29 protein-coding genes are annotated in these 22,691 nt (G+C 63.6%); 11 read left to right on the top strand and 18 right to left on the bottom strand.

Annotation, left to right across the window (positions count from 1 at the left end; genetic code table 11):
• The first annotated feature begins 48 nt into the window (after positions 1 to 48).
• The gene (locus tag ABGN05_RS08310; protein WP_367953544.1) at positions 49 to 1,182 is read left to right on the top strand and encodes a 5-methyltetrahydropteroyltriglutamate--homocysteine S-methyltransferase; all 1,134 of its coding nucleotides are present in this window, start codon (positions 49 to 51) and stop codon (positions 1,180 to 1,182) included.
• Between the two features lie 297 nt (positions 1,183 to 1,479).
• The gene (locus ABGN05_RS08315; RefSeq protein ID WP_367953545.1) at positions 1,480 to 2,058 is read left to right on the top strand and encodes a sce7726 family protein; all 579 of its coding nucleotides are present in this window, start codon (positions 1,480 to 1,482) and stop codon (positions 2,056 to 2,058) included.
• On the opposite strand, the gene ABGN05_RS08320 is transcribed toward ABGN05_RS08315, so the two are convergent.
• Positions 2,035 to 3,024, bottom strand: a complete 990-nt coding sequence (locus ABGN05_RS08320) for a beta family protein (protein ID WP_367953546.1) — start codon at positions 3,022 to 3,024, stop codon at positions 2,035 to 2,037. The two genes, ABGN05_RS08315 and ABGN05_RS08320, sit on opposite strands and share 24 nt — an antisense overlap.
• 152 nt (positions 3,025 to 3,176) lie before the next feature.
• Here ABGN05_RS08320 and ABGN05_RS08325 point away from each other — a divergent pair, with 152 nt between their 5' ends.
• Complete coding sequence (locus tag ABGN05_RS08325; RefSeq protein WP_367953547.1) at positions 3,177 to 3,797, top strand: alpha-ketoglutarate-dependent dioxygenase AlkB family protein; 621 nt, start codon at positions 3,177 to 3,179, stop codon at positions 3,795 to 3,797.
• Positions 3,798 to 3,939: 142 nt separating this feature from the next.
• Positions 3,940 to 4,332 carry a hypothetical protein gene (locus ABGN05_RS08330; protein WP_367953548.1) on the top strand — a complete coding sequence of 131 codons (393 nt, stop codon included), beginning with the start codon at positions 3,940 to 3,942 and terminating at the stop codon, positions 4,330 to 4,332.
• Between the two features lie 219 nt (positions 4,333 to 4,551).
• Here the strand turns inward: ABGN05_RS08330 and coaA are convergent, their stop codons facing one another.
• The 8 genes from coaA to hisB are packed head-to-tail and all read right to left on the bottom strand — an operon-like array spanning position 4,552 to position 9,763.
• The gene (gene coaA, locus ABGN05_RS08335) at positions 4,552 to 5,511 is read right to left on the bottom strand and encodes a type I pantothenate kinase (protein ID WP_367954343.1); all 960 of its coding nucleotides are present in this window, start codon (positions 5,509 to 5,511) and stop codon (positions 4,552 to 4,554) included.
• 38 nt (positions 5,512 to 5,549) lie between these two features.
• A complete protein-coding gene (locus ABGN05_RS08340) occupies positions 5,550 to 5,879 on the bottom strand; it encodes a phosphoribosyl-ATP diphosphatase (RefSeq protein WP_367953549.1) in 330 nt (109 codons plus the stop codon).
• A 9-nt stretch (positions 5,880 to 5,888) separates the two neighbouring features.
• Positions 5,889 to 6,683 carry an imidazole glycerol phosphate synthase subunit HisF gene (gene hisF, locus ABGN05_RS08345; protein WP_367953550.1) on the bottom strand — a complete coding sequence of 265 codons (795 nt, stop codon included), beginning with the start codon at positions 6,681 to 6,683 and terminating at the stop codon, positions 5,889 to 5,891.
• Between the two features lie 7 nt (positions 6,684 to 6,690).
• Entirely contained in the window at positions 6,691 to 7,254 is a 564-nt protein-coding gene (locus ABGN05_RS08350) for a Uma2 family endonuclease (RefSeq protein ID WP_367953551.1), read from the bottom strand.
• Positions 7,255 to 7,258: 4 nt separating this feature from the next.
• Positions 7,259 to 8,014 (bottom strand): 1-(5-phosphoribosyl)-5-[(5-phosphoribosylamino)methylideneamino]imidazole-4-carboxamide isomerase, encoded by a 756-nt coding sequence (hisA, locus tag ABGN05_RS08355; protein ID WP_367953552.1) that lies wholly within the window; start codon positions 8,012 to 8,014, stop codon positions 7,259 to 7,261.
• The gene (gene hisH, locus ABGN05_RS08360) at positions 8,011 to 8,661 is read right to left on the bottom strand and encodes an imidazole glycerol phosphate synthase subunit HisH (RefSeq protein ID WP_367953553.1); all 651 of its coding nucleotides are present in this window, start codon (positions 8,659 to 8,661) and stop codon (positions 8,011 to 8,013) included. The genes hisA and hisH overlap by 4 nt, the downstream gene beginning before the upstream one ends.
• Before the next feature lie 2 nt (positions 8,662 to 8,663).
• Positions 8,664 to 9,143 (bottom strand): DUF2628 domain-containing protein, encoded by a 480-nt coding sequence (locus tag ABGN05_RS08365; RefSeq protein WP_367953554.1) that lies wholly within the window; start codon positions 9,141 to 9,143, stop codon positions 8,664 to 8,666.
• Between the two features lie 8 nt (positions 9,144 to 9,151).
• Positions 9,152 to 9,763 (bottom strand): imidazoleglycerol-phosphate dehydratase HisB, encoded by a 612-nt coding sequence (gene hisB, locus ABGN05_RS08370; RefSeq protein ID WP_367953555.1) that lies wholly within the window; start codon positions 9,761 to 9,763, stop codon positions 9,152 to 9,154.
• Positions 9,764 to 9,949: 186 nt separating this feature from the next.
• Here hisB and hslV point away from each other — a divergent pair, with 186 nt between their 5' ends.
• From hslV to ABGN05_RS08395, 5 genes are all read left to right on the top strand, one after another.
• Positions 9,950 to 10,498: an ATP-dependent protease subunit HslV gene (hslV, locus tag ABGN05_RS08375; protein WP_367953556.1), complete on the top strand. Its 549-nt coding sequence runs from the start codon at positions 9,950 to 9,952 to the stop codon at positions 10,496 to 10,498.
• A gap of 6 nt (positions 10,499 to 10,504) precedes the next feature.
• Positions 10,505 to 11,023, top strand: a complete 519-nt coding sequence (locus ABGN05_RS08380; RefSeq protein WP_367953557.1) for a GNAT family N-acetyltransferase — start codon at positions 10,505 to 10,507, stop codon at positions 11,021 to 11,023.
• Positions 11,020 to 12,186 (top strand): hypothetical protein, encoded by a 1,167-nt coding sequence (locus tag ABGN05_RS08385; RefSeq protein ID WP_367953558.1) that lies wholly within the window; start codon positions 11,020 to 11,022, stop codon positions 12,184 to 12,186. The genes ABGN05_RS08380 and ABGN05_RS08385 overlap by 4 nt, the downstream gene beginning before the upstream one ends.
• A complete protein-coding gene (gene hslU / locus ABGN05_RS08390) occupies positions 12,183 to 13,484 on the top strand; it encodes an ATP-dependent protease ATPase subunit HslU (protein ID WP_367953559.1) in 1,302 nt (433 codons plus the stop codon). The genes ABGN05_RS08385 and hslU overlap by 4 nt, the downstream gene beginning before the upstream one ends.
• 214 nt (positions 13,485 to 13,698) lie before the next feature.
• Positions 13,699 to 14,712: a DUF1402 family protein gene (locus ABGN05_RS08395; protein WP_367953560.1), complete on the top strand. Its 1,014-nt coding sequence runs from the start codon at positions 13,699 to 13,701 to the stop codon at positions 14,710 to 14,712.
• On the opposite strand, the gene ABGN05_RS08400 is transcribed toward ABGN05_RS08395, so the two are convergent.
• Genes ABGN05_RS08400 through ABGN05_RS08415 form a run of 4 tightly spaced genes read right to left on the bottom strand, consistent with a single transcriptional unit; the run spans position 14,678 to position 17,421 of the window.
• Entirely contained in the window at positions 14,678 to 15,040 is a 363-nt protein-coding gene (locus ABGN05_RS08400; RefSeq protein ID WP_367953561.1) for a helix-turn-helix domain-containing protein, read from the bottom strand. The genes ABGN05_RS08395 and ABGN05_RS08400 overlap by 35 nt on opposite strands.
• Complete coding sequence (locus tag ABGN05_RS08405) at positions 15,037 to 15,603, bottom strand: Smr/MutS family protein (RefSeq protein ID WP_367953562.1); 567 nt, start codon at positions 15,601 to 15,603, stop codon at positions 15,037 to 15,039. Before ABGN05_RS08405 ends, ABGN05_RS08400 begins: the two co-directional genes overlap by 4 nt.
• The gene (gene mltA / locus ABGN05_RS08410) at positions 15,600 to 16,700 is read right to left on the bottom strand and encodes a murein transglycosylase A (RefSeq protein WP_367953563.1); all 1,101 of its coding nucleotides are present in this window, start codon (positions 16,698 to 16,700) and stop codon (positions 15,600 to 15,602) included. Before mltA ends, ABGN05_RS08405 begins: the two co-directional genes overlap by 4 nt.
• Before the next feature lie 16 nt (positions 16,701 to 16,716).
• Positions 16,717 to 17,421, bottom strand: a complete 705-nt coding sequence (locus ABGN05_RS08415) for a Tim44/TimA family putative adaptor protein (protein ID WP_367953564.1) — start codon at positions 17,419 to 17,421, stop codon at positions 16,717 to 16,719.
• Between the two features lie 186 nt (positions 17,422 to 17,607).
• Here ABGN05_RS08415 and ABGN05_RS08420 point away from each other — a divergent pair, with 186 nt between their 5' ends.
• Positions 17,608 to 18,087 carry an FxsA family protein gene (locus ABGN05_RS08420; protein ID WP_367953565.1) on the top strand — a complete coding sequence of 160 codons (480 nt, stop codon included), beginning with the start codon at positions 17,608 to 17,610 and terminating at the stop codon, positions 18,085 to 18,087.
• A 115-nt stretch (positions 18,088 to 18,202) separates the two neighbouring features.
• On the top strand, positions 18,203 to 18,706 hold the full coding sequence (secB, locus tag ABGN05_RS08425; protein WP_367953566.1) for a protein-export chaperone SecB: 504 nt from the start codon (positions 18,203 to 18,205) through the stop codon (positions 18,704 to 18,706).
• Between the two features lie 15 nt (positions 18,707 to 18,721).
• On the opposite strand, the gene dnaQ is transcribed toward secB, so the two are convergent.
• The 5 genes from dnaQ to ABGN05_RS08450 form a co-directional block, all read right to left on the bottom strand.
• On the bottom strand, positions 18,722 to 19,468 hold the full coding sequence (gene dnaQ, locus ABGN05_RS08430) for a DNA polymerase III subunit epsilon (RefSeq protein WP_367953567.1): 747 nt from the start codon (positions 19,466 to 19,468) through the stop codon (positions 18,722 to 18,724).
• Positions 19,469 to 19,530: 62 nt separating this feature from the next.
• Positions 19,531 to 20,124, bottom strand: a complete 594-nt coding sequence (gene coaE, locus ABGN05_RS08435; protein WP_367953568.1) for a dephospho-CoA kinase — start codon at positions 20,122 to 20,124, stop codon at positions 19,531 to 19,533.
• Positions 20,121 to 20,963, bottom strand: a complete 843-nt coding sequence (locus ABGN05_RS08440) for a shikimate dehydrogenase (protein WP_367953569.1) — start codon at positions 20,961 to 20,963, stop codon at positions 20,121 to 20,123. Before ABGN05_RS08440 ends, coaE begins: the two co-directional genes overlap by 4 nt.
• A complete protein-coding gene (locus ABGN05_RS08445) occupies positions 20,956 to 21,555 on the bottom strand; it encodes a Maf-like protein (protein WP_367953570.1) in 600 nt (199 codons plus the stop codon). The genes ABGN05_RS08440 and ABGN05_RS08445 overlap by 8 nt, the downstream gene beginning before the upstream one ends.
• A gap of 26 nt (positions 21,556 to 21,581) precedes the next feature.
• Complete coding sequence (locus ABGN05_RS08450; protein WP_367953571.1) at positions 21,582 to 22,403, bottom strand: pyruvate, water dikinase regulatory protein; 822 nt, start codon at positions 22,401 to 22,403, stop codon at positions 21,582 to 21,584.
• Between the last annotated feature and the right edge of the window lie 288 nt (positions 22,404 to 22,691).

Below are 22,691 nucleotides of genomic sequence, written 5' to 3' on the forward strand. Positions count from 1 at the left end.
GGCCTATGCGGTAGACTAAATCAGCCTTTCCATCAGGAGAAGAATGCATTGCCTTCCACAAGCGTTTCCAAGCCACCCTACCGCGCCGACCATGTGGGGAGCCTCCTGCGGCCCCAGTCCGTCAAGGACGCCCGCAAGAAGTTCTACGAAGACCATTCCATCGATGCCGCCGGGCTGAAGTCCATCGAGGACGAGGCCATCCGCGACGCGATCAAGCTGCAGGAGGACGTCGGGCTGCTCGCGGTGACCGACGGCGAGATCCGCCGCTCGTTCTGGCACTACGACTTCATGGGCGGCCTGACCGGGCTCGACCTCGAGGAGCGTGAGGAAGGCGTCCAGTTCCACGGCGTCAAGCTGCGCCCGGTCTATCCGACCATCACGGGCAAGCTCGACTTTCCGGACGACCATCCGATGATCGAGCACTTCAAGTTCGTCGCGGCGAACACCAACGTGACGCCGAAGATCTCCATTCCGGGCCCTAGCTGCTGCCACTTCCGCACCGCCAAGGCGGACATCCACCCGAAGGAATACCAGGAGGATGTGGAAGTCCTGTTCGCCGATCTGGCGAAGACCTACGCCAAGGCCGTGAAGGTGTTCTACGACGCCGGATGCCGCTATCTCCAGATGGACGACATCTTCTTTGCCTACCTTTGCGACCCCAAGCACCGCGAGGCCAAGAAGACCGAGGGCCTCGATCCCGACTGGCTGATCGACCGCTACGCCTTCATGATGCACGAGGCGATCAAGGACCGCCCGGACGACATGGTCATCGGCATGCACATGTGCCGCGGCAATTTCGTCTCGACCTATGCCGCCGAGGGCGCCTACGACCCCGCCGCCGACGCGATCTTCAACAAGACCGGCGTCGACATCTACTTCATGGAGTACGATAGCGAGCGCGCCGGCGGGCTGGAGCCGCTGCGCCTGCTGCCGAAGGGCAACAAGCGCGTCCTGCCCGGCTTCATCACCACCAAGACCGGCGAGCTCGAGGACATCGAGGACCTTAAGCGCAAGTTCGAGGCGGCCTCTCAATATGCCGACCTCGACCAGCTCGGCATCGCCCCGCAATGCGGCTTCGCCTCCACCGAGGAAGGCAACAAGGTCACGGCGGACGACCAGAAGCGCAAGCTGGAGCTGGTGGTGAAGACCGCCGAGGCTATCTGGGGCGGCGTGGACAAGTAGGTTCTGCGTTCCGCGCGATCATGAGCCGGCGGGCAACCGCCGGCTTTCCATTGCGTGGGGCCCCATCGGCAATGAAATTCTTACAAACCAGACTGCTGCTCGCATGGGACGTAACAAGGGAATAAAATACGGCCATTTTGCCTCACATTTTGCTTTCCAATCGTCCGACATACTACTGATACTCTTACACTAGGTACAATGTCCTCGTGTAAATAGGTAAGGCTCATTGACCTAAATATTTGTTTACTATACTGTGGGCGTGATACGTCGCCAACCGAAGCGACAGCAGGGGCAGGAATGCGTGACAAGGACGTAAGAGCCGCAGTGATGCGGCATTTGTTGATTCTACATTGCGATGATCCTTCGACAAGGATCGTCGAGGAAATGGGGCTTTGGTCGGGCAGTGTGCGAGTTGATGTAGCCGTCATCAACGGAGAACTATCTGGTATTGAGATAAAAAGTGATAGAGACACGCTAGATAGACTTCCGTTGCAAGAGCGGACCTACTCTCGCATCTTTGACCAGGTGACTCTTGTAGTAGGTACGAAACATGTTGATCGCGCGTACGATATGATCCCCAAGTGGTGGGGCGTCACTACTGCTAGGTTTGTACATGATCACGTGGAACTTACGCCGTGCCGACCAGCGCAGCGGAATCCCGCGCCTGATCCTATACTTGTAGCCGGGCTATTGTGGAAAGAAGAGGCTCTTTCCGCGCTTGAGGAACGCGGGCTTGCGAGAGGGGTGAGGAGTAAACCGGTTTCTGCGGTACATGAGCGACTTGCGACTGAACTGCCTTTTCACGAATTGTCGGCATGCGTCCGCGAAAGGTTGAAGCGTCGTTCAGCGTGGCTAGGGCAGGCGGTGAGTCACTAGTGAAAGATGACGGTTCATGCCGATGGTGACCCACTGCTGCCTCCCTCCAGCGTTCCCCGGTCCTGCGGCGTAGTTTGCAATCTGACCATCAGCCCAGCAATTTGGTACGGCGTTGAAGCTCGGTTCGACCACTAGGGCTTGGGCGTGCGCTCTGTATTGGGTAGTCATGGGCTGTCCTGTCGGCCCGCTAACCCTTACACCCTTCCGGACTATCCAGAAGTCGTCAATCGCATAGCGTACGCTGACGGTAGCAGAGGCCATAGCCACTCCTGGTGGCTCTTCCATAGACGCGTTTACGTGTCCGCAATCCGAGTAGTCCAAGCCCGCGCGTGATACGCTTACGGCCTGCCAAAGCTGGTAGTCCCGGCGGGGCACAAGATTTCTTCCTTGAGACATACCACTAAGGTCCACCGGAGCGCAGAACGAATGCAGAGAAAGTGATCGCCATGGTGACGGCGTCGGTATGGCAGCCAGCGCATGATTGACGTATCCAGCATACGTTACCGGATCATGTGCCGAAACGTCACCTGCTGAGACCACCAGATCAACGTTACTCACCGCCCATCCATTGCTGGCCACCCAACCCGTGAGAGATGGGATATCTGCGAGCCTAGCAATTACAACTAGACCGGGACCGAAGGCCCCCACAGCGGCTTGAACGGCCGAAACATATCCATGTGGAGAACCGACCGAAATCGCGGGAATAACCGGAACACCAGCTGCTCCAAGCCCTCCGAATATCGCATTGAAAGAAGCAGATGAACCTGTGACGCCGTGATTATATCGGCCATCCAATGCCATCGGTAAACCAGTCCATGCAGAGCCAAGGGTCGCTGCGATGCCAGGGGAAGGACTGGAAACTATGTTTACAATAGGAGTGATCCTGTGACGCGCGGTCATACTCAGCCTACGGAGCGCGTCCGCCTCGCCCTGTTTGGTCCGCACAATTGGAAAATATCGCGCCATGGTAATCGCCCCCCACGGCTTGCAACTTAATTTTGATGGGTGATTCGTTTAATGGCCTTGTGAAATAAAGGGGCTTATACCCACTACGGGTTGCGTCGATGTCTATACCATCACATCTCTACAACAAAAGTAGACCTTCAACGGATCGAGCATTGCATACCCTAGCACCCGGAGCGAACCGCCATCCCGGCTACCTCGACGCATCGGCCCAGAAGGCGCTGCTCGAAGAGATCCGCGCCGTCGTTGCGCAGTCCCCGCTCTACCTCCCCGCGATGCCGCGCACCGGAAAGCCGATGAGCGTGCGCATGACCAATTGCGGGGTGCTCGGCTGGGTCACCGACAAGGAGCGCGGATACCGCTATCAGGCGACGCATCCGGTGACGGGCGAGGCGTGGCCGGCGATCCCGAAGATGCTGCTCGATATCTGGGCCGAGGTCGCCGACTTCCCGCTGCCGCCCGAAGCCTGTCTGGTCAACTTCTATTCGGCCGACGCGAAGATGGGGCTGCACCAGGATCGCGACGAGCAGGAACTTGGCGCCCCCGTCGTGTCGCTGTCCCTCGGCGACGACTGCCTCTTCCGCGTCGGCGGAACTGCGCGGAGCGCGCCGACCACGTCGGTGCGGCTCGGCAGCGGCGATCTGGTGGTGCTGGGCGGCGAAGGGCGCCTCGCCTTCCACGGCGTCGACCGCATCTATCCCGGCACCTCGATGCTCCTGAAGAACGAGGGCCGCATCAACCTCACCCTGCGCCGCGTCACGCGGGGACAGATTTAGACCGTCCCCGCACTCCCCCCCGCCGCATCGCGGCCGCGATGCCGCCCTGCCTCGCGCCGGATCGACCGCCACCGAAATTTTTTCATCCACGCCCTTCTCGGACTTGCGACAATCCCTGCGCGAACACCGGAGGACGGGACGGATGGACTGGAGAAGGGAGGGCGATGTTCTGGAGCAGATCCTGGCGCTGCTCGTCTCCTTCGCCGGTCTCGCCGACCGCGCGGCCGGTCTGCCCCTGTGTCTCCAGCTGCCCGCCCTCGTCTTCCTGACTCAGGGCGAAGCCGTCGCACGATCCTTCGTCATCGGCCTTCCGGCCGGCGCCCCGGCGGCCATCGCGGGGTCGCACGCGGGAGACCGCGCCGAGCGGCTCGCCGCCGATTTCCGGGCACTGGCGCGGATGCTTCGTTCCCTGCTGGCGCGGGCCCGGCGTCGAGCGGGTTTCGCCACCCCCGAGACCCGTCCGGCGCCGCTGCCGCGCGCCCCTGCGCGGTCCAGACGCCCGGTGCCGGCGCTGCCCGCGCCCGACACGTCGTGACAGCCAGACGCCTCGACGAAACAGACCCGTATCGCTCGCCTCTCCGCACTGTCATGCGGACGGAGGTCGCAGGCGCTGGGATTGGGTGGGCAGGGGTCCAGGGACGGACCCGTCACGTCATGCCGACCCGGCTCCCGGTCCGTCCCGGATCACCCTTGAGCCGGTTCCGGGGGCCGAAACAAGCGAAAGCCCCGCATGTGCGTTCCGCCCCTCGTCGCCTCAGAGCTTGCGCAGCGCCACTTCCTCGACCCGGTGGTTGGCGCCCTTGCGCAGGATCAGGTCGGCGCGCGGGCGGGTCGGCAGGATGTTCTCGCGCAGGTTCTTCAGGTTGATGTTGTTCCACAGCCCTTCGGCGATCGCCCGGGCGGAATCGGCCGAGAGCGTCGAATAGCGGTGGAAGAAGGAGTCCGGATTGCGGAAGGCCGTCTCCCTCAGCCGCATGAAGCGGTCGATGTACCATTTGTGGATCAGGTTCTCGTCCGCATCGAGGAAGATGGAGAAATCGAAGAAATCCGACACCACGGGAACCGCGCGGCCGTCCTTCGGGAGTTCGCGCGTCTGGAGGACATTGATTCCCTCGAAGATCAGGATGTCGGGCCGGTCGATCAGCGCATATTCGCCGGGCAGCACGTCGTAGGTGAGGTGCGAATAGAGCGGAGCGGGAACGTTTCGCTCGCCGGACTTGATGCCGGACAAGAACCGCAGCAGCGCGCCGACATCGTAGCTGTCGGGAAACCCCTTGCGTTCCATCAGGTTCTCGCGGCGCAGCACCTCGTTGGGATAGAGGAAGCCGTCCGTCGTCACCAAATCCACCTTCGGGCTCGACGGCCAGCGGGCGAGCAGTTCTTTCAGGATGCGCGCGGTGGCCGACTTTCCGACGGCGACCGACCCGGCGATGCCGATGATGAACGGCGTCTTCACCGCGTCGTCGGCGTTGAAGAACACCTGGCGCTGGCGAAACAGGAGCTGCGAGGCCTCGACATGCGCCGAAAGCAGGCGCGACATGGAGAGATAGACCCGCGCCACTTCATCGAGATCGATGGGATCGTTGAGCGAACTCAGGCGCTGAACCTCGTCCTCGCTGAGCGTCAGCGGCGTGTCGGCCCGGAACCCGGCCCATCTCTCCGCCGTGAAAAAGCGATAGGGCGAATATCTCAAATTCGGTGCAAGTTGATCCATCGCCGCCGCCGCTTCATCGAGAGCCAACCGCCCCATCCTCATGCCCGGCCAGGCGACCGCGCGGCCTTTTCGGCCACTCCCGACTGTCCTGTCCGGCGCTCGAGTTCATCCAGCACGCGCGACAACGGAACCTCGGCGATCGCGAGCACCACAAGCCAATGATAGAGGAGATCGGCACTTTCCGAAACGAGGCCGTCGCGGTCGCGGCCGACGGCGGAAATTACCGTCTCCACCGCCTCTTCGCCCAACTTCTTGGCGGCCTTCTCCATCCCGGATGCAAAAAGTCTCGCGGTCCATGAGTCCGGATCGCCCGAACGGGCGCGTTCCCGGATGATCCGTTCGAGGTCGGCGAGCGAAAAATCGGCCATGGCGGGCGTTTAGTGCGGATGGGCAGGCGAGTCGAGTCGCATGGCGAGCCCGGCCGCCGCCATATGCGCCTTCGCCGCGGCGATGGTGTAGGTGCCGAAATGGAAGATCGAGGCGGCGAGCACCGCCGTCGCGTGGCCATCTCGGATGCCTTCGACGAGATGATCGAGCGTTCCCACCCCGCCCGAGGCGATCACCGGCACGCGGACCGCATCGGCCACCGCGCGGGTGAGCGGCAGGTCGTAGCCCGCCTTGGTTCCGTCGCGGTCCATCGAGGTCAGCAGAATCTCGCCGGCGCCGAGATCAACGACCCTCCGCGCGAACTCGATCGCATCGATGCCCGTCGGTGTGCGCCCGCCATGGGTGAAGATCTCCCACCGGTTCCGCTCACCCGGCCGGGAGACCTTCTTGGCGTCGATGGCGACGACGATGCACTGGTTGCCGAACTTGTCGGCGGCCGCGGCGACGAAATCCGGGTCGTTGACCGCCGCCGTGTTGATCGACACCTTGTCGGCGCCGGCGAGTAGCAGCTTGCGGACGTCGGCGATCTGGCGGACGCCCCCGCCGACCGTCAGCGGCATGAAGCACTGTTCGGCCGTGCGGGCGACGACGTCGAAGATCGTCTCGCGGTTGTCGGAGGAAGCGGTGATGTCCAGGAAGCAGAGTTCGTCTGCACCTGCCGCATCATAGGCCTTGGCCGCCTCGACCGGATCGCCGGCATCGACGAGGTCGACGAAGTTGACGCCCTTGACGACACGGCCGTCCTTGACGTCCAGGCAGGGTATGACGCGGGATTTGAGTGTCATGAGGTGATCACTGCCCGATCCCGGCATAGAGTTCCGACAGTTCGACCCTGGCGCCCAGGTCCGGAAGCTCGATGCACTTATCGCGACCCGCGAGTTCCGCAGGCCCCACCCATCCTCCACCTGTCCGAGACCACTGCCATACGCGCGGATCGTCCTGTGAAACGATCAGGTAGTACAGCAGCGTCTCCACGCCCGTGTAATCCGACAGCTTCTCGACAAAATCCCGATCGTGTGACGACGACGACAGCACTTCGGCGAGAAGGATTGGGCACGAGGCTGCCAGATCGCTGTCCAAGCTTTCCGGTGTCGCCCGATCGACGAAGATATCCGGATAGCGGATTCCCGCGGGCGTCCTCACGCCAAAGTCTGCAGAGCCGACCGCGAATTCCGGATAGGGGAATTGACGAAGCAGAATTGCCGCAAGCCTGGTCGCGAGTACGGCATGGCGCTTCGTGACGTTGATCATCATCTCGACCACCCTTCCCCGCACGAACTCGCGCTTGCCCTCGCGCCCCTCGTTCCAGCGAAGGAACTCGTCCGGTGTGGTCGGCAGTTTCGACTGGATGTTCATTGCATCAGTCTAGCATGCCGCGCGGCGGCTTTGAATTGCCGGACAGGATCGACAGCGCTTCGGCCGGATCGATCCGCCCGTCGTAGAGCGCCCGGCCGGAGATGGCGCCTTCGAGTTTGGCGGCGTCCGGCATGGTCATGCGCACGATGTCGGCGATCGACGCCAGCCCACCCGAGGCAATGACGGGGATCGAGACGGAGTCGGCCAGCTCGATAGTGGATTCCCAGTTGATGCCGGTCAGGACCCCGTCGCGGTCGATGTCGGTGTAGACGATGGCGGCCACCCCGGCTCCCTCGAACTTCTTCGCCAGTTCGATCACGCCAAGCGACGAGGCCTCGGCCCAACCCTCGACCGCCACCTTGCCGCCCTTGGCGTCGATGCCGACGGCCACCTTGCCTGGAAAGCGTTTGCAGGCCTCTCTTACGAGGTCGGGATCGCGCACGGCGATCGTGCCCAGGATCACCCGGGCGAGGCCCTTTTTCAGCCAGTCTTCGATGTGGGCGAGGGTGCGGATGCCGCCGCCGAGCTGCACCGGGTTCCTGGTCGCTTTCAAGATCGCCTCGACCGCCGCGCCGTTGACGCTCTGGCCTTCGAAAGCGCCGTTGAGATCGACGACGTGCAGCCATTCGAACCCCTGCTCCTCGAAGGCTTTCGCCTGCGCCGCAGGGTTGGAATTGTAAACGGTTGCCGTTGCCATGTCCCCGAGCTTCAGGCGCACGCACTGGCCGTCCTTCAGGTCGATCGCCGGAAAGAGAATCAAGGCTTCCACCTCAGAAAATTCGCGATCAGGGCCAGGCCGAGCGTCTGGCTCTTTTCAGGATGGAACTGCGTGCCCGCGCGGTTGTCGTGCGCAACGGCTGCCGTGACCTCGCCGCCGTAGTCGGTCACGGCCAAGACATCCTCCGGGCGCTTCGCTGCAAGGTGGTAGGAGTGAACGAAATAGGCGTGCAGGCCGTCCGCTCCCGTCGGGATGCCATCGAACAGCGGATGGGGATGTTTCACGTGAATCGTGTTCCAGCCGATCTGCGGGATCTTGAGCGACGGATCGGTCGGCTCGATCTCCTTCACGTCGCCTGCGATCCAGCCGAAACCACGACTGACGGTCTTCTCCAGCCCGCGTTCCGACATCAGCTGCATGCCGACGCAGATCCCGAGAAAGGGCTTTCCTCCGTTTCCGGTCGCCTCCTCGATCGCTTCCCACATGCCTGTCACGGCGCGAAGTCCTGCCACGCAGTCGGCGTAGGCGCCGACGCCCGGCAACACGATGCGATCGGCGCGGCGAACCCGCTCCGCATCGTCGGTCAGGTCGATCTCGGCCGCAATCCCCGCCTCGCGCGCAGCCCGCTCGAAGGCCTTGGTCGCGGATCGGAGGTTGCCCGAACCGTAGTCGATGATGGCGACGCGCACCGTCAGGTCCTTCCCGGATAGCCAAACAGTCCGAGTTCGGGCGCGCCGTTGTCGGTTCCGCGCGTCTGCGGCGTCCCTGGCCGTATCGGGAGAGCAACTATGGCCGGCTCCGGCGCCGCCAGGCTCTCGCTGATGTAGCGAGCCTCGGCATCTTCGCGATCCTCGGCCTCTACCACGCCCCATTCCGTCCAGCCGCGCCGGCGCAACGCCCACACCCGGAACACGGAACCTTCGATGCCGATGTAGATCGCGAGCAGGACCGAGATACCCGCCACCGCGAACTCCGCCGCACCCGCCCGTTCACCGAGGAGCCCAAGGGCCAACGTGACCGCGAGGAAGACGAGCGTCTCGATCCAGAGCCTGTTCCAGAGCAGCCAGACGAGCGGCAGAAGGAAACCGAGCAAAGAGAACCCGTCCCGCACGTAGACCGGATCGGAATCGGGCCGGCTGCGCGGCGGCTCCATGACGATGTAGATTGCCATCTGTCGTCCTATCCGTTCAGCGTTCCCTTGGTCGACGGCACCGCTCCCGCCTGGCGCGGATCGGCTTCGAGCGCAGAGCGCAGAGCGCGCGCGACCGACTTGAAGCAGGTTTCGGCGATGTGGTGGTTGTTGGCCCCGTAATGGTTGGTCACATGCAGGGTGATGCCCGCATTCTGCGCCAGCGCCTGGAAGAACTCCCGCACCAGTTCGGTGTCGAACGTACCGATCTTCGGCGACGAAAAACATACGTTCCAGACTAGGAAGGGCCGTCCGGAGACATCGACCGCAGCCCTGGTCAGCGTCTCGTCCATGGCGAGGTCGATCGAGGCATAGCGGGTAATGCCCTTCCGGTCGCGGAGCGCCTTCGAGATCGCCTGTCCGAGCGCAATGCCGGTGTCCTCGACCGTGTGGTGATCGTCGATGTGCAGGTCGCCCCTGGCCTTGGCCGTCATGTCGATCAGGGAATGGCGGGAGAGCTGCTCGAGCATATGATCAAAGAAGCCGACGCCGGTGGCGACGTCATATTTCCCGGATCCGTCGAGATCGACGGTCACGTCGATCGACGTCTCTTTCGTCTTGCGGCTCACCGACGCCTTGCGTCCGGTCGCGACTGCATCCATCTCCTGATCCTCTCGAGCGGCTGGCGGCTGCCTTCTAACAGCATGGCCGGGCTAATGCCAGTTCGGACGGCGGAATGGAACTCGCTCGCCGCCGCGTTTGCAATCGGCAAAGCCGCGCATAAATAAGGCCTCATCAGTGCAATCCTTCCCCAGCACGCGGAGCTCAACCGCGTTCCCGGAGTGACAATGGCAAACGAGAATTCGATGCACGCCACGACGATCGTGACGGTGCGCAAGGGCGGCAAGGTCGTGATCGCCGGCGACGGACAGGTCAGCCTCGGCCAGACGATTATGAAGGGCAACGCCCGCAAGGTGCGCCGGCTCGGCAAGGGCAACGTGATCGCCGGCTTCGCGGGCGCGACCGCCGACGCCTTCACCCTGCTCGAGCGACTGGAAACCAAGCTGGAACAGTATCCCGACCAGCTGACGCGGGCCTGCGTGGAACTCGCCAAGGACTGGCGGACCGACCGCTATCTTCGCCGGCTCGAAGCGATGATGCTCGTGGCCGACAAGAACGTGACGCTGGCGCTTACCGGCACTGGCGACGTGCTGGAGCCGGAGCACGGCGTGATGGCGATCGGTTCTGGCGGCAACTACGCGCTCGCCGCCGCACGTGCTTTGATGGACACTGACAAGGACGCCGAAGAGATCGCGCGCAAGGCGATGCAGATCGCGTCCGAAATCTGCGTCTACACCAATTCGAGCGTTGTCGTCGAAGCACTGGATGCGGCCTGAACGCTGATGATTTCCTTCCGGCCCGTAGCGTCGGTCGATCTCCCGCTTCTGGGACGATGGATGCGCAAACCGCACTGGCGTGAATGGTGGGGCGATCCGGAAATCGAACTCGGCTACATTCAGGATATGGTGGAAGGGCGCGACACCACGAGGCCTTTCATCTTCTGCAAGAACGACGGCGACATCGGCTATATCCAGTACTGGTTCGTCGGCCACCACCAGAACGGGACCTGGCTCGCGGAAAATCCCTGGCTCGGCGACCTGCCGGCCGAGACGATCGGCGTCGATCTATCAATTGGCAGCGCCAGCGACCTTTCCATGGGTCTCGGGACCGAGGCTCTGGTCGCTTTCGTCGCGAGATTGCGGGACACCGGCTTCAGCCAGATCATCATCGATCCAGACCCGAACAACATCCGCGCGGTTCGCGCCTACGAGAAAGCCGGCTTCCGACCGATTGCCGAACTCGCCGGCAAGACCGGCGACAGCCTGATCATGCGTCATGTCGCGAGCAGCGTGTCCGGATGATAAGCCCCGAGACACTCGATCGCGCGGTGGCCGGCGGGATCATCACCAGCGAGCAGCGCGACACGCTCCTGACCATGGAACTCCCCCGGTTCCATGCGGGAGAAGATGACGAGGCCAACCCCGAAGAGAATTTGCGCCTGATCGGCGGCGGCAACGATCTGTTCGTCACCGTCGGTATCGTCCTTCTGTCCGCCGGGTTCTATTTCGTGCTGTCGACGCTGTTGGCAGGCCGTACCTTTTGGATAGCCGCGCTGGCGGCCGCATTTGCCTGGGCAATAGCCGAGATCGTGACGCGGCAGCACCGCATGAAGCTGTCGTCCACGGTGCTCAGCCTCGCCTTCATGGCCGCCGTGACTGTTCTGCTCTGGCTCGCGGTCCAGGAACGCTATCCGATCAGCCGGCCGGAATCGGTCTGGCAGGTGCTCGCGTTGCGCCAGACGGCTGCCCCGGCGGGTTATCTTCTGTTCGGCGGCATCATCGCCGCGGCAACCGGTTACTTCTGGCGGTTTCGGGTCCCGATGCTCGCCGGCGTGGTCGCGGTGTCCGCAACGCTGCTCGCCTTCCTGCAGACGGCGGTACTGCTTTATGACGGCGTGACCGTCGGGACGGTGGCAGTCCCGCAGATCGAAGACGTTCCCGAACTCGTCCGCGCCTCGCTCTACATGCCGCTCGTGTGCGGCCTCGTCGTTTTCGGTATCGCTGTGGCGCTCGACCTCCATGACCGGGAGCGACGGACCACCTGGTCGGACTGCGCATTCTGGCTTCACGTCGTTTCGGCGCCGATGCTGGTCCACCCTCTCTTCATCCTCGCTACCGGCCACGACGTCGCGTTCGGTCAGGCCGAACCGGATGAGAGTGCTACGGTAATGCTGACGCTGCTCATCATCGGCTTCGTCTATGTCGCCCTGGCGATCGATCGCCGGTCGCTGCTCGTTCCCACACTCGCCTATTTCGGATCGCTCGGGATCTATTATCTGGTGAACTCGACAGCCAACACCACAGGAATTCCGCCCTTCGCTCTCATCCTGCTGGTCATCGGCGCCCTCATCATCACGTTCGGAGCGGGATGGCAGCACATACGCCGCTTGATCGTCCGCCCTACTCTCCCCACATCGGTTTTCAACCGTCTCCCTCCCCTCAAGGTTCGATCGTACAGTAGATGACCCATTTTTCCCCCCGTGAAATCGTGTCCGAACTCGACCGCTACATCATCGGTCAGAAGGACGCCAAGCGCGCCGTGGCAATTGCCTTGCGCAACCGCTGGCGCCGCCAGCAGCTCGAAGGCAACATGCGCGAAGAGGTGATGCCGAAGAACATCCTGATGATCGGGCCGACGGGCGTGGGCAAGACCGAGATCTCGCGCCGTCTCGCCCGCCTCGCGGGGGCACCGTTCACCAAGGTCGAGGCGACGAAATTCACCGAGGTCGGCTATGTCGGCCGCGACGTCGAGCAGATCATCCGCGACCTCGTCGAAGTCGCCATCGGGCTCGTGAAGGAGAAGATGCGCGAGGACGTCAAGGCGCGGGCGCATGTCAACGCGGAGGAGCGCGTCCTCGAAGCGCTCGTCGGCAAGACCGCAAGCCCGGCGACCAAGGACAGTTTCCGCAAGAAGCTGCGCAGCGGCGAAATGGACGACAAGGAAATCGAGATCGAGGTCGCGGACACCTCGCCGGGCGGCTTCGAGATTCCGGGCATGCCCGGCGCCAATATCGGCGTGCTGAACATCAACGACATGCTGTCGAAGGCGATGGGCGGACGCACGAAGACCCGCAAGACGACCGTGAAGGACTCCTACGGCCATCTGATCAACGACGAGTCTGACAAGCTCCTCGATCAGGACGAGGTGGTCCAGCGCGCCCTTGAATCGACGCAGAACGACGGGATCGTCTTCCTCGACGAGATCGACAAGATCGCCACGCGGGAGGGCGGGGTCGGCGCCGGCGTGTCGCGCGAAGGCGTGCAACGAGACCTGCTGCCGCTGGTCGAGGGGACCACGGTCGCGACGAAGTACGGGCCGGTCAAGACCGACCACATCCTATTCATCGCCTCCGGTGCCTTCCACGTGGCCAAGCCGTCGGACCTGCTGCCCGAACTCCAAGGCCGCCTGCCAATTCGCGTCGAACTCCGCGCGCTCGAAAAGGAGGACTTCGTCCGCATCCTGACCGAAACGGAGGCGAGCCTGATCAAGCAGTACATCGCTCTGATGAAGACCGAAGGCGTCGACCTCGAATTCACGGAGGATGCGATCGACCGGCTCGCGCAGATCGCTGTCGACCTCAACGCCAGTGTGGAGAACATCGGCGCGCGCAGGCTTCAGACCGTGATGGAGCGGGTACTCGACGACATTTCCTTCGATGCCCCGGACCGCTCGGGCTCAAAGGTCCTGATCGATGCTGAATACGTCGACAGGAATGTCGGCGATCTGGCGAAGAACACAGATTTGTCCCGTTTCATCCTGTAATGCCCGCGGCGGGAATCCCGGCAGGGCGACGCGCACGGCGCCTTGCCGAAACAGGTTTCCGCCCGGACGACATTCGTCGGATGCAATCCATCACGCAGGATTGATGACGCGTTTAGGGGCAAATCGCCATCGAATTTGCGGCGCGCTCGACACTCGGGGCCGGTTTTAATACGGTCCCGGAAGTTTTTTTCGGCAGGTACGCGGACTTGGGTGCATGGGGAAATTACTGAATGTCTCCATCGGTTTGGTGCTGGCGTGGGCCGTCGTCCCCGCGCAGGCGCTGACGCCCGTACCACCGGGCAACCGGCATGCCGAACAGCCGCCGGTCCCCGCCGGCTCGGCATCCCGCACCGACGCGCTGAAGACGACATACGAGCGGAAGTACCAGAAGGTCCTGCGCCTTCTCGAGAGCGACGGATCGCTTCGCCGGAAGATCGAGGATGCAGCCGCGCATTTCGACATCGATCCGCTCCACGTCGCGGCAGCGATTGTCGGCGAGCACACCTACAACGTCGACGCCTACGACCGGCTGCAGACCTACTACGTCAAGGCGGTCTCCTACCTCAATTCGGACTTCAGCTTCTCCTACGACGGAGAGAGCATCGACAGTTTCATCGCCCGGCCCGAGTTCGGCGTCTGCGCCGGCGCGGTTGGAAGCTATGATGTGTGGACGTGCCGCGAACGCGTCTGGACGTCGGTCTTCCGGGGCAAGACCGTCGGCGGCAAGTCCTTTCCGGCCGACCGCCTCAGCGCCGTCTTCTTCCAGCCATTCTATGCCGGCCAGACATTCGGGATCGGCCAGCTCAATCCCCTCACCGCGCTGACGATGACCGACGTGGTCCACGAAGCGACGCGACTTCCGAGGCTCGACCATCGCAATCCGCAGGAAGTCTACCGGACCATCATGGATCCGGACCTGACGCTCACTTACGTCGCGGCGACGATCCGCAAGGCGATCGACGCCTACGCGTCCATCGCCGATTACGACATCTCAAGCAATCCGGGCATCACCGCCACCCTCTACAATGTCGGCGACCCGGAAGGCCGCGCCCGCGCGCTGAAGGCGGAAAACCGGGCACGCACGGCGGACGGACAGCAACCGCGACTGCCGGAGGAAAACTACTACGGCTGGATGGTGAACGAGAAACTGCCGGACCTGCGCGCGCTGTTTCCCGAGACCGACCGGGCGCCGTCTATCGCCGGCGTGCCGAACGCACCAGACCGATGAGTTCGGCCAGATCCTTTTCGTCCAGCAGACCGATCTCCGCAGCCAGGAGGTTTGCCAGTTCCGTCGCGGCAGGAGACAGGCCGGCCGTATCTATCACCACGCGCGGATGCGATTGCTCCGCCAGCCGCACGAGTTCTTCCGCGTCGTCCCAGATGATGTTGAAGTAGCCGATGATCTTCTGCATCAGCATCCAGTTGGGGCGCCCCCTGTGGCCGCGTTCCAGGGCCGAAAGATAGGCGGCGCTGACACCGAGCGAATCGGCCATCTCTTTCTGCGTGACCTTTCTTTCGCGCCGCATTTCGCGCATCCGAAGCCCGAAAGGCGTCATCGCGACGGCAGTTCCGACTGCCGGCGCAGGCGCACATAGAGCGCGCCGGCGCCGCCATGATGGCGTGCGGCGAACTCGTAGCCACCGACCAGCGGTCTGAACGACGGGGTCGCGAACCAGGCAGGCACGGCCTTGCGCAGGACGCCTTCGCTGCCCAGCGACGCTCCCTTGCCGGTGATGACCAGGACATGACGAATACCCATGGCGTGAGCGCGGTGAAGGAACCCGAGCAGCAGCGCATGCGCCTCGCCCTGCGTCATGCCATGCAGGTCCACCCGCGCCTCAAGTGCCAGCCGCCCCTTCGCCAGCTTCTGCCGCGTCGGCTGATCGATGGTCCGGGGTGTATGCGAATGCTCCTGCGCCTTTCGTGGCCGCTGTGGGAGCGGGGCGGCATCTGCCGCCGACAGCACGTCGTGAAACGATGCATCTGCATCGATCTCCGGATTGACCATCTCTTCCGGCAGGGCTTTCCCCTTCAGCGGGATCGCAGTGCGCGCGACCTGGTTCCACAGGATGCGGTCATCCTCGCTGAGGTCGCGACGGGAGCCAGTCCTGCGGCTCATGCCGAACTGCCCGTCAGCGCCTTCGGGATCAGCGCGAAGAAATCCGCATCGCTGCGCACGACGCCGGCGATCTCGCCGGCCTCGTCGCCCGATCCGGCGAAAAGATCGCCGCGGGCGGGACCGACGATCGCCGAACCCGTGTCCTGCGCGATCATCAACCTTCGGAATGGAGCCTCGCCAAAAGCCGCCAGGGCCGGAGCATGGATGAACAGAGGCGTTCCGAACGTGTGGAGCAGCCGGTCGACCGCGATCGAACGACCCGAGGTGAGCGGAACCTTCGCGGCCGCCACGGGCCCCAGCCGCGGATCAGCGACGTCCGCCTCGCGGAAGAAGATGAAGGAGCGGTTGCGCCAGAGGATTTCGTCGATGCGGCCCGGGTGGTCCCGGAACCATTGCCGGATCGACTGCATGGTGATGTCTTCCCGCCGCAGTTCGCCGATGTCGGCAAGTACGCCGCCCGGTCCCGTGAACCGCTGGCCTGATTTCGCCGCATAGGTGATCCGCTTGACGCCGCCCGGCATCTTCAGGCGCGCCGCGCCCTGGACGTGGATGAAGAAGACGTCGACCGCGTCTTCCAGCCAGGCGATCTCGAGACCCCTGCCTGCGAGGGCTCCCTCTTCAATCGCCCTGCGATCATGATATTCCGCGACTTTGCCGCCGACCGACCTGCCAAAGGCGAGGTAAGGATCCAGTTCGGGCGGCCGGTTGCTCTCGTCCAGATCGATGAGATCCGGCGGGCGCGAATAGATCGGGTGACGAAAATGCGCGGTACGCGTCGGCGAGGCCGTCGCCTCCGGCTCGTAGAAGCCGGTCACGAAACCGCGATCGGCGTTTTCGGGTCGAAGTGAACAGGGGACGAACCAGCGTTCGAAGAATGCGGTCGAGGCATGGTAGTCCAGCCGCTCGCTCGCGACGGCCGCCTCGTAGGCGGGGATGAATGCGCCTGCCTCGACGCCGAGCGAACCGGTCTTGTAGGGTTTTACGAGGGCGTGCCGGGCAGACCGCTGGAACGCTTCGAAGGCCGCCGCCATGCGGTCCCGGTACCACCCGGGGATATCCGCGAACTCCACGGGCCGGAAAAGCGAGGACAGGGCCACCTCATCCCCTCGCCTGTCAGTCTTCGGCTTCGGTGGCCACGAGCTTCCAGTTGGGATCGCGCGAGCGGGTGTCGCGCGCGAAGGTCCAGACGTCCTTGACTTCGGCGACCGTCTCGGGATCCCCGTCGATGACCGAGCCGGCGCTGTCGCGAGTCGCCGAGATGAGTTCGCTCACGATGCGCAAGGTGACATGCGCTTCGGTGCCCTTCATTTCGGCCGATACGATGTCGGCCTTCTCGATGCCGACGAACGAGGACTGGATCTTCTCGGAACGGTTCTCACGCTCGGCGATTGCCTGCACGAAACCCTCGTAGACTTCGCGGGACAGGAGATTCTTCAACGTCTTCCGGTCGCCGTCGGCATAGGCCATGACGATCATCTCGTAGGCCATCTTGGCGCCGTCCAGGAAGACCTTGGGATCGAAACTGGCGTCCGCGTCGCGAATAGCCCGCAGTCCCTTGTTCAGGTCGGTTCCGGGCGCGGCGACCTTGTCGATGTCGGCATAGGCCGTTTCGGCGTCGCCCGTCGACTTGCGCCGCGGCAGGGAAACGACGTTGTCCTGGGGAGACGGATCATCGGCCCCGCGGGTGCGGTTCGCGGTATAGGGATCGAAAGGCGGCTTTTCGCTGCCGGTGCGCCGGCCGAGCACATTCCGCAGCTGCAGGAATATCACGACCGCAGCCACGATGAAGAAAAGCGTCCCGAAGTCCAAGAATTCCATTTCGTCCGCCAACAATCCCGGTCGGGCCGCGCCACGGCCGGTTAAACCCGTATCCTGCTCAGGCGCCGCGTGAACTCATTACGCCCATATAGAACGCGCCGGTCTATCATTCAAATCCAATGCGGCGCTAACTACCTAAAGGAATGCAGCCATTTTTCGACACCTGAACCCCGGAAAGATTCCGACGTGCGATTTCCCTTTCTCTTTATCCTTTTCCTCGCGGTCCCGCTCATGGAGATCGCAGCATTCGTTCTGGTTGGCAGCCGGATCGGGATCATCCCCACACTGGTGATGGTGCTGGTCACCGCGCTCGTGGGTTCGATCCTGCTTCGCGTGCAGGGTTTCGGCCTGCTGCGCCGCATCCGCGAGGAGGTCGATGCCGGGCGCGTACCACAGCGCGAACTCGTCCACGGCGTGATGATCTTGCTCGCGGGGTTCCTTCTGCTGCTTCCGGGCTTCGTGACCGACGCAGTTGGTTTCCTGCTCTTCGTGCCGGCTTTCCGTGACGCCGCCTGGCGCTTCCTCAGCTCACGGATCGCTGCCCGGGTCGACATCCGCGGCGTCGATCTCGGCCGCGCGCGGCAAAGGGATACCAGGACCATCGATCTCGACGAGGAGGAGTATTCGCGCTCGCCCGATCCCGACTCGCCGTGGAAGCGAGACTGACTGGTACCGACGGGCCACTTATCGCCCGTACAGCCTTGTATCGCCAGAATGTGCGTGATAGCCAACCGCCCAAATTGCGCCGCCCGGGCGGCTGTATCGGAGAAGGAACGACCGCATGGCGAACGAGAACAACGAGAATGGCGCGGCGGGCGCGGTGAATGCCGGCAACGGCGCTCAGCCGGCGCTGAACGTGCTCGCACAGTACGTCAAGGACCTTTCCTTCGAGAGCCCCGGCGCGCCGAACACGTTGCGCAGTCGCGACAAGGCGCCGAACATCGCGATCAACGTCAACGTGAACGCCAACCCGATGTCGGGCACCGAATACGACGTTACGCTGACGCTGAACGCCAAGGCGACGGTGGACGAGAGTGTCCTGTTCAACGTCGAACTCATCTATGGCGGCGTTTTCCGGGTCGCGAACTTCCCGAAGGAACACGTCCTGCCGGTGCTCTTCATCGAGTGCCCGCGGCTTCTCTTCCCGTTCGCGCGCCAGATCATCGCCGACTCGACGCGCAATGGCGGCTTCCCGCCGCTGATGCTCGACCCGATCGATTTCGCGCAGATGTTCCAGCAGAAGATCGCCGAGGACCAGGCGCGGTCCAAGGTCCAGGTCAGCTGACGGCCGGCGCCGTCGTCATTCCGCAGCCTGCGTGAAGCCCGAGGCCGGTTCCCGGCCCTCCGGCATCGCGATCCGCTTCCAGATCGCGGATTCCCCGAGCCCCTCGACCATCGCCGCATGCGCGGCACGTTCAGTAGGGAGAAGACGCGGCGCGAGAGGGATCCGGCGCCGCGCGACCGCCGCAACCACGCTCATGCCCCCGGCATCGACCTCTACCGCCGCCTCGACGACTTCCAGCCCGAGCGCGGCCTGCTTGCCGCCGACGAGTTCGATGTAGACTTCCGCCAGCAGTTCGGAATCGAGCAGCGCTCCGTGCTTTGTGCGGCGACTGTTGTCGATCGCATACCGCTTGCACAGCGCGTCCAGCGAATTCGGACCCATCGGATGCTTGCGGCGGGCCATCGCCAGCGTGTCGACCACGCGATCCGGAAGCAGCGGCTCGATGCCGACCCGCTTCAGTTCCTGGTTCAGGAAGTTCATGTCGAACGTCGCATTGTGGGCGACGAGCTTCGCACCGTCGATGAAAGCCAGGAACTCCTCCACGATCTCGGCGAAACGGGGCTTTCCGGCGAGATCCGTCAGGCTGATGCCGTGCACCGCCTGGGCTTCCGGGTGAATCTGCCGATCTCCCGGGTGGATGTAGAAATGGATGGAACGGCCGGAGGGGAAGCGGTTTACGAGCTCCACGCCGCCGATCTCGATGACGCGGTCCTCCAGCGGGTCGAGACCCGTGGTTTCGGTGTCGAAGATGATTTCGCGCAAGCGTCAGGCTCCGATTCGTGATCGCGCCAACTTTAGCCTATTTCGATGGGAATTGTACCCGCTCAACCTGGCGGCTTGCCCGTCAGTTCACCGATTATTCCGGCGACGGCTTCGCGGGCATGCTCCATGCCCAGCCCCGTGTCGATGACGAAATCGGCACGTGCGCGCTTTTCCGCGTCGGGTAGCTGCCTGGTGAGGATGGCCTCGAACTTCTGCTCCGTCATGCCCGGCCGCTTGAGCACGCGCTCCCGCTGCACCTGGGGAGACGCCGTGACGACGACGATCCGGTCGACGCGGTCCGCACCGCCGGCCTCAAAGAGCAGCGGGATGTCCAGTACGATGAGCGCGGCGCCTCGCTGCTCGTGCAGGCGCACGAATTCTGCTTCGGCCTTCCGGACGAGAGGATGGACGATCGCCTCCAGCTTCCTGATGGCCTCGCCGTCTCTCAGCACCGACTGGGCGAGCCGGGTGCGATCGACCACCCCGTCCTTGACCGCCTCGGGAAAGGCCTCGGCGATGGGCGGTACGGCCTCGCCGCGATAGAGTTCATGCACGGTGACGTCCGCATCGTGCACGGGCACGCCGAAATCGGCGAACATCTTTGCGGTGGTCGACTTGCCCATTCCGATCGAGCCGGTCAGTCCGAGGATGATCACTTGCGCAGGTCCATGTCGGCGACGACGAGCGCCCGCAGCTCGTCCGTCACGCAGGGCCGGGTGCCGAACCAGCGCTCGAAGCCGGGCACGGCCTGGTGAAGAAGCATTCCGAGGCCGTCGACAACGGCCAATCCCCGTGCGCGGGCGTCGGCGAGCAGCGGCGTGATGAGCGGAACGTAGACGATGTCGGTGACGACTGCATGATCGGGCAGTGGTGCGAGGTCGATCGCCTCGCCCGCGTCTCCCGCCATGCCGAGCGGCGTGGTGTTTACGAGCAGGTCGGCATCGGCGAGAAGTTCGGGCGCGGCGGCCCAGCCGTGCGCGGTGACTTTCGGACCGAAGCGGTCGGCGAGCTCGCTCGCCCGCGCGAGGCTGCGGTTTACGACCCTTATGTCCCGGTAACCGTTCGCCGCTAGCGCATGGACGATCGCGCGCGCGCTTCCGCCCGCGCCGAGCACAACCGCCGTGCCGCCAGCGCTCCATTGGGGTGCACGGGCATCGAGATTGGCGGAGAAGCCTGACCAGTCCGTGTTCGTGCCGCAAAGCCGGCCATCCTCCAGCCATACCGTGTTGATCGCGCCGATGATCTCTCCGGCCTCGTCGACGACGTCCGTCAGCACGAAGGCTGCCTCCTTGTGCGGAATGGTGACGTTGCCGCCGACATAACCTTCAGCTTCCAAGCCCAGGATGAATGTCTCAAATACCGCTGGCGCGACATCGACCGCCACGTAGTCGCCGGCCAGACCGAGCGTCTTCAGCCAATAGCCGTGGATCAGCGGCGATCGCGAATGCGCCACCGGATGTCCGCAGACGAATGCCCGCTTCCGGCCGTCAGCCATCGATGGCGCCCAGCGACCTTAGTTCGGACAGCAGAGGAAGAAGCGGCAGGCCGACGATGGTAAAATAGTCGCCCTCTATCTTTTGGAAGAGCTGGATGCCGCGACCCTCGACCTGATAGGCGCCAACGCTGGATAGCGCATCGTTGCCTACGGCCGAGAGATAGCGTCCGACGAAACCCGGATCGAGGTCGCGCATGGTCATGGCTGCCACCGCAACATGACGCCAGATCGTCTCGCCGTTCCGGACGATGACCACTGCGCTGTTCAGGTGGTGCGTCCTGCCAGACAGGCGCAGAAGATGCCGACGCGCGCCTTCCATGTCCTTCGGCTTGTGGAAGACCTCGTCCGCGAGCGACAGCGTCTGGTCCGAGCCGATGACGAATGCGCCGGGATGCGCCTCGCTCACAGCGACCGCTTTCGCCTCGGCAAGGACGGCGGCGATGTCCTCCGGGCCTGCGCCCGAGTTCGCCAAGGGAGCTTCGAGAGCCCTTTCGTCGAGCTCCGGCCGGACGACCTGGAACGTCACGCCGGCATCCTCAAGCAGCTTGCGCCTGAACGGGCTGCCCGATGCGAGGATGATCTGGTCGCGCATGTCGGCTCTCCTTCGTCGTGGTCCCGCTACCGGTTACGACCGCGCAACGCAAGAATGGCGGCGGCGGTTTCCTCGATGGAGCGGCGGCTGACGTCGATCATAGGCCAGCCGTAACGATTGCAGATCTGTCTGGCATACGTCAGTTCCTCGGAGATGACGGAACGATCGGCATAGCGCTCGGCGTCATATCCGGCACCGGTGCCCAGAATACGGTTCTGTCGCACGTGCGAGATGCGTTCGGCGGAAGCGATGAGCCCGACGATCAGCGTGCGCTTCGCCTGTTTCAGGCTGTCGGGGATGTCGACGCCCAGCACGATCGGCAGGTTCGCGGTCTTGATGCCGCGGTTGGCGAGATAGATGCTCGTCGGCGTCTTGGATGTCCGGGAAATGCCGACGAGCACGATGTCGGCCTCGTCTATGTCCGTCGGCAGCTGTCCGTCGTCATGTTCCATGGTGAAGTTCAGCGCGTCGATGCGGCGGAAATATTCGGCATCGAGCACGTGCTGCGCGCCAACGCGACGGCCGGCCGGTTCCCCCAAATAGGACTGGAAGACGGTGAGAACCGGTTCGAGCACCGAGACGCACGGAAGCCCCATGGCCGCGCAACTCTCGTCGATCATCCGGGCGAGCGGCTGGTCCACGATCGTGTAGAGGACGATCCCAGGCTCGCTGTCGATCTCCTGGAGAACCGCCGCAAGCTGCCGTTCCGTACGGATCAGCGGATAGATGTGCTCGATCGCACGCGCGTCCTTGTACTGGGCCGAAGCCGCCCGGCCCGCGGCCAGCAGCGTCTCGCCGGTGGCGTCCGATATGAGGTGGAGATGGAAGAAGTTCCGGGGCTTGTTCACAGGGGAGATGCCTGTCCTGTGGGAAACGGGGGATGGTTCGACGAGTCCGCGTGGCACGGCCGGCGCGACTGTATCAGAAGCGGTTTCATCCACAATTCGGGTGGCTGTGGAATTATCCGGCGGGCTGGGGAGGGAAGGGCTTGGGTTGGTGATTCGTCCCGGCGACGATGGTTTCACCACTACTACCGGGCATAAGCCAACCGATTGTTCCGGCTGTATGATCGCGGCTTATCCCCGCTATCACCAATGCCGCCGCGACACTGTGCACGCTAGGACTTTGCCGCTGCC

The organism is Aquibium pacificum, from assembly GCF_040839445.1.
In the GTDB taxonomy this organism is placed as follows: Bacteria; Pseudomonadota; Alphaproteobacteria; order Rhizobiales; family Rhizobiaceae; genus Aquibium; species Aquibium pacificus.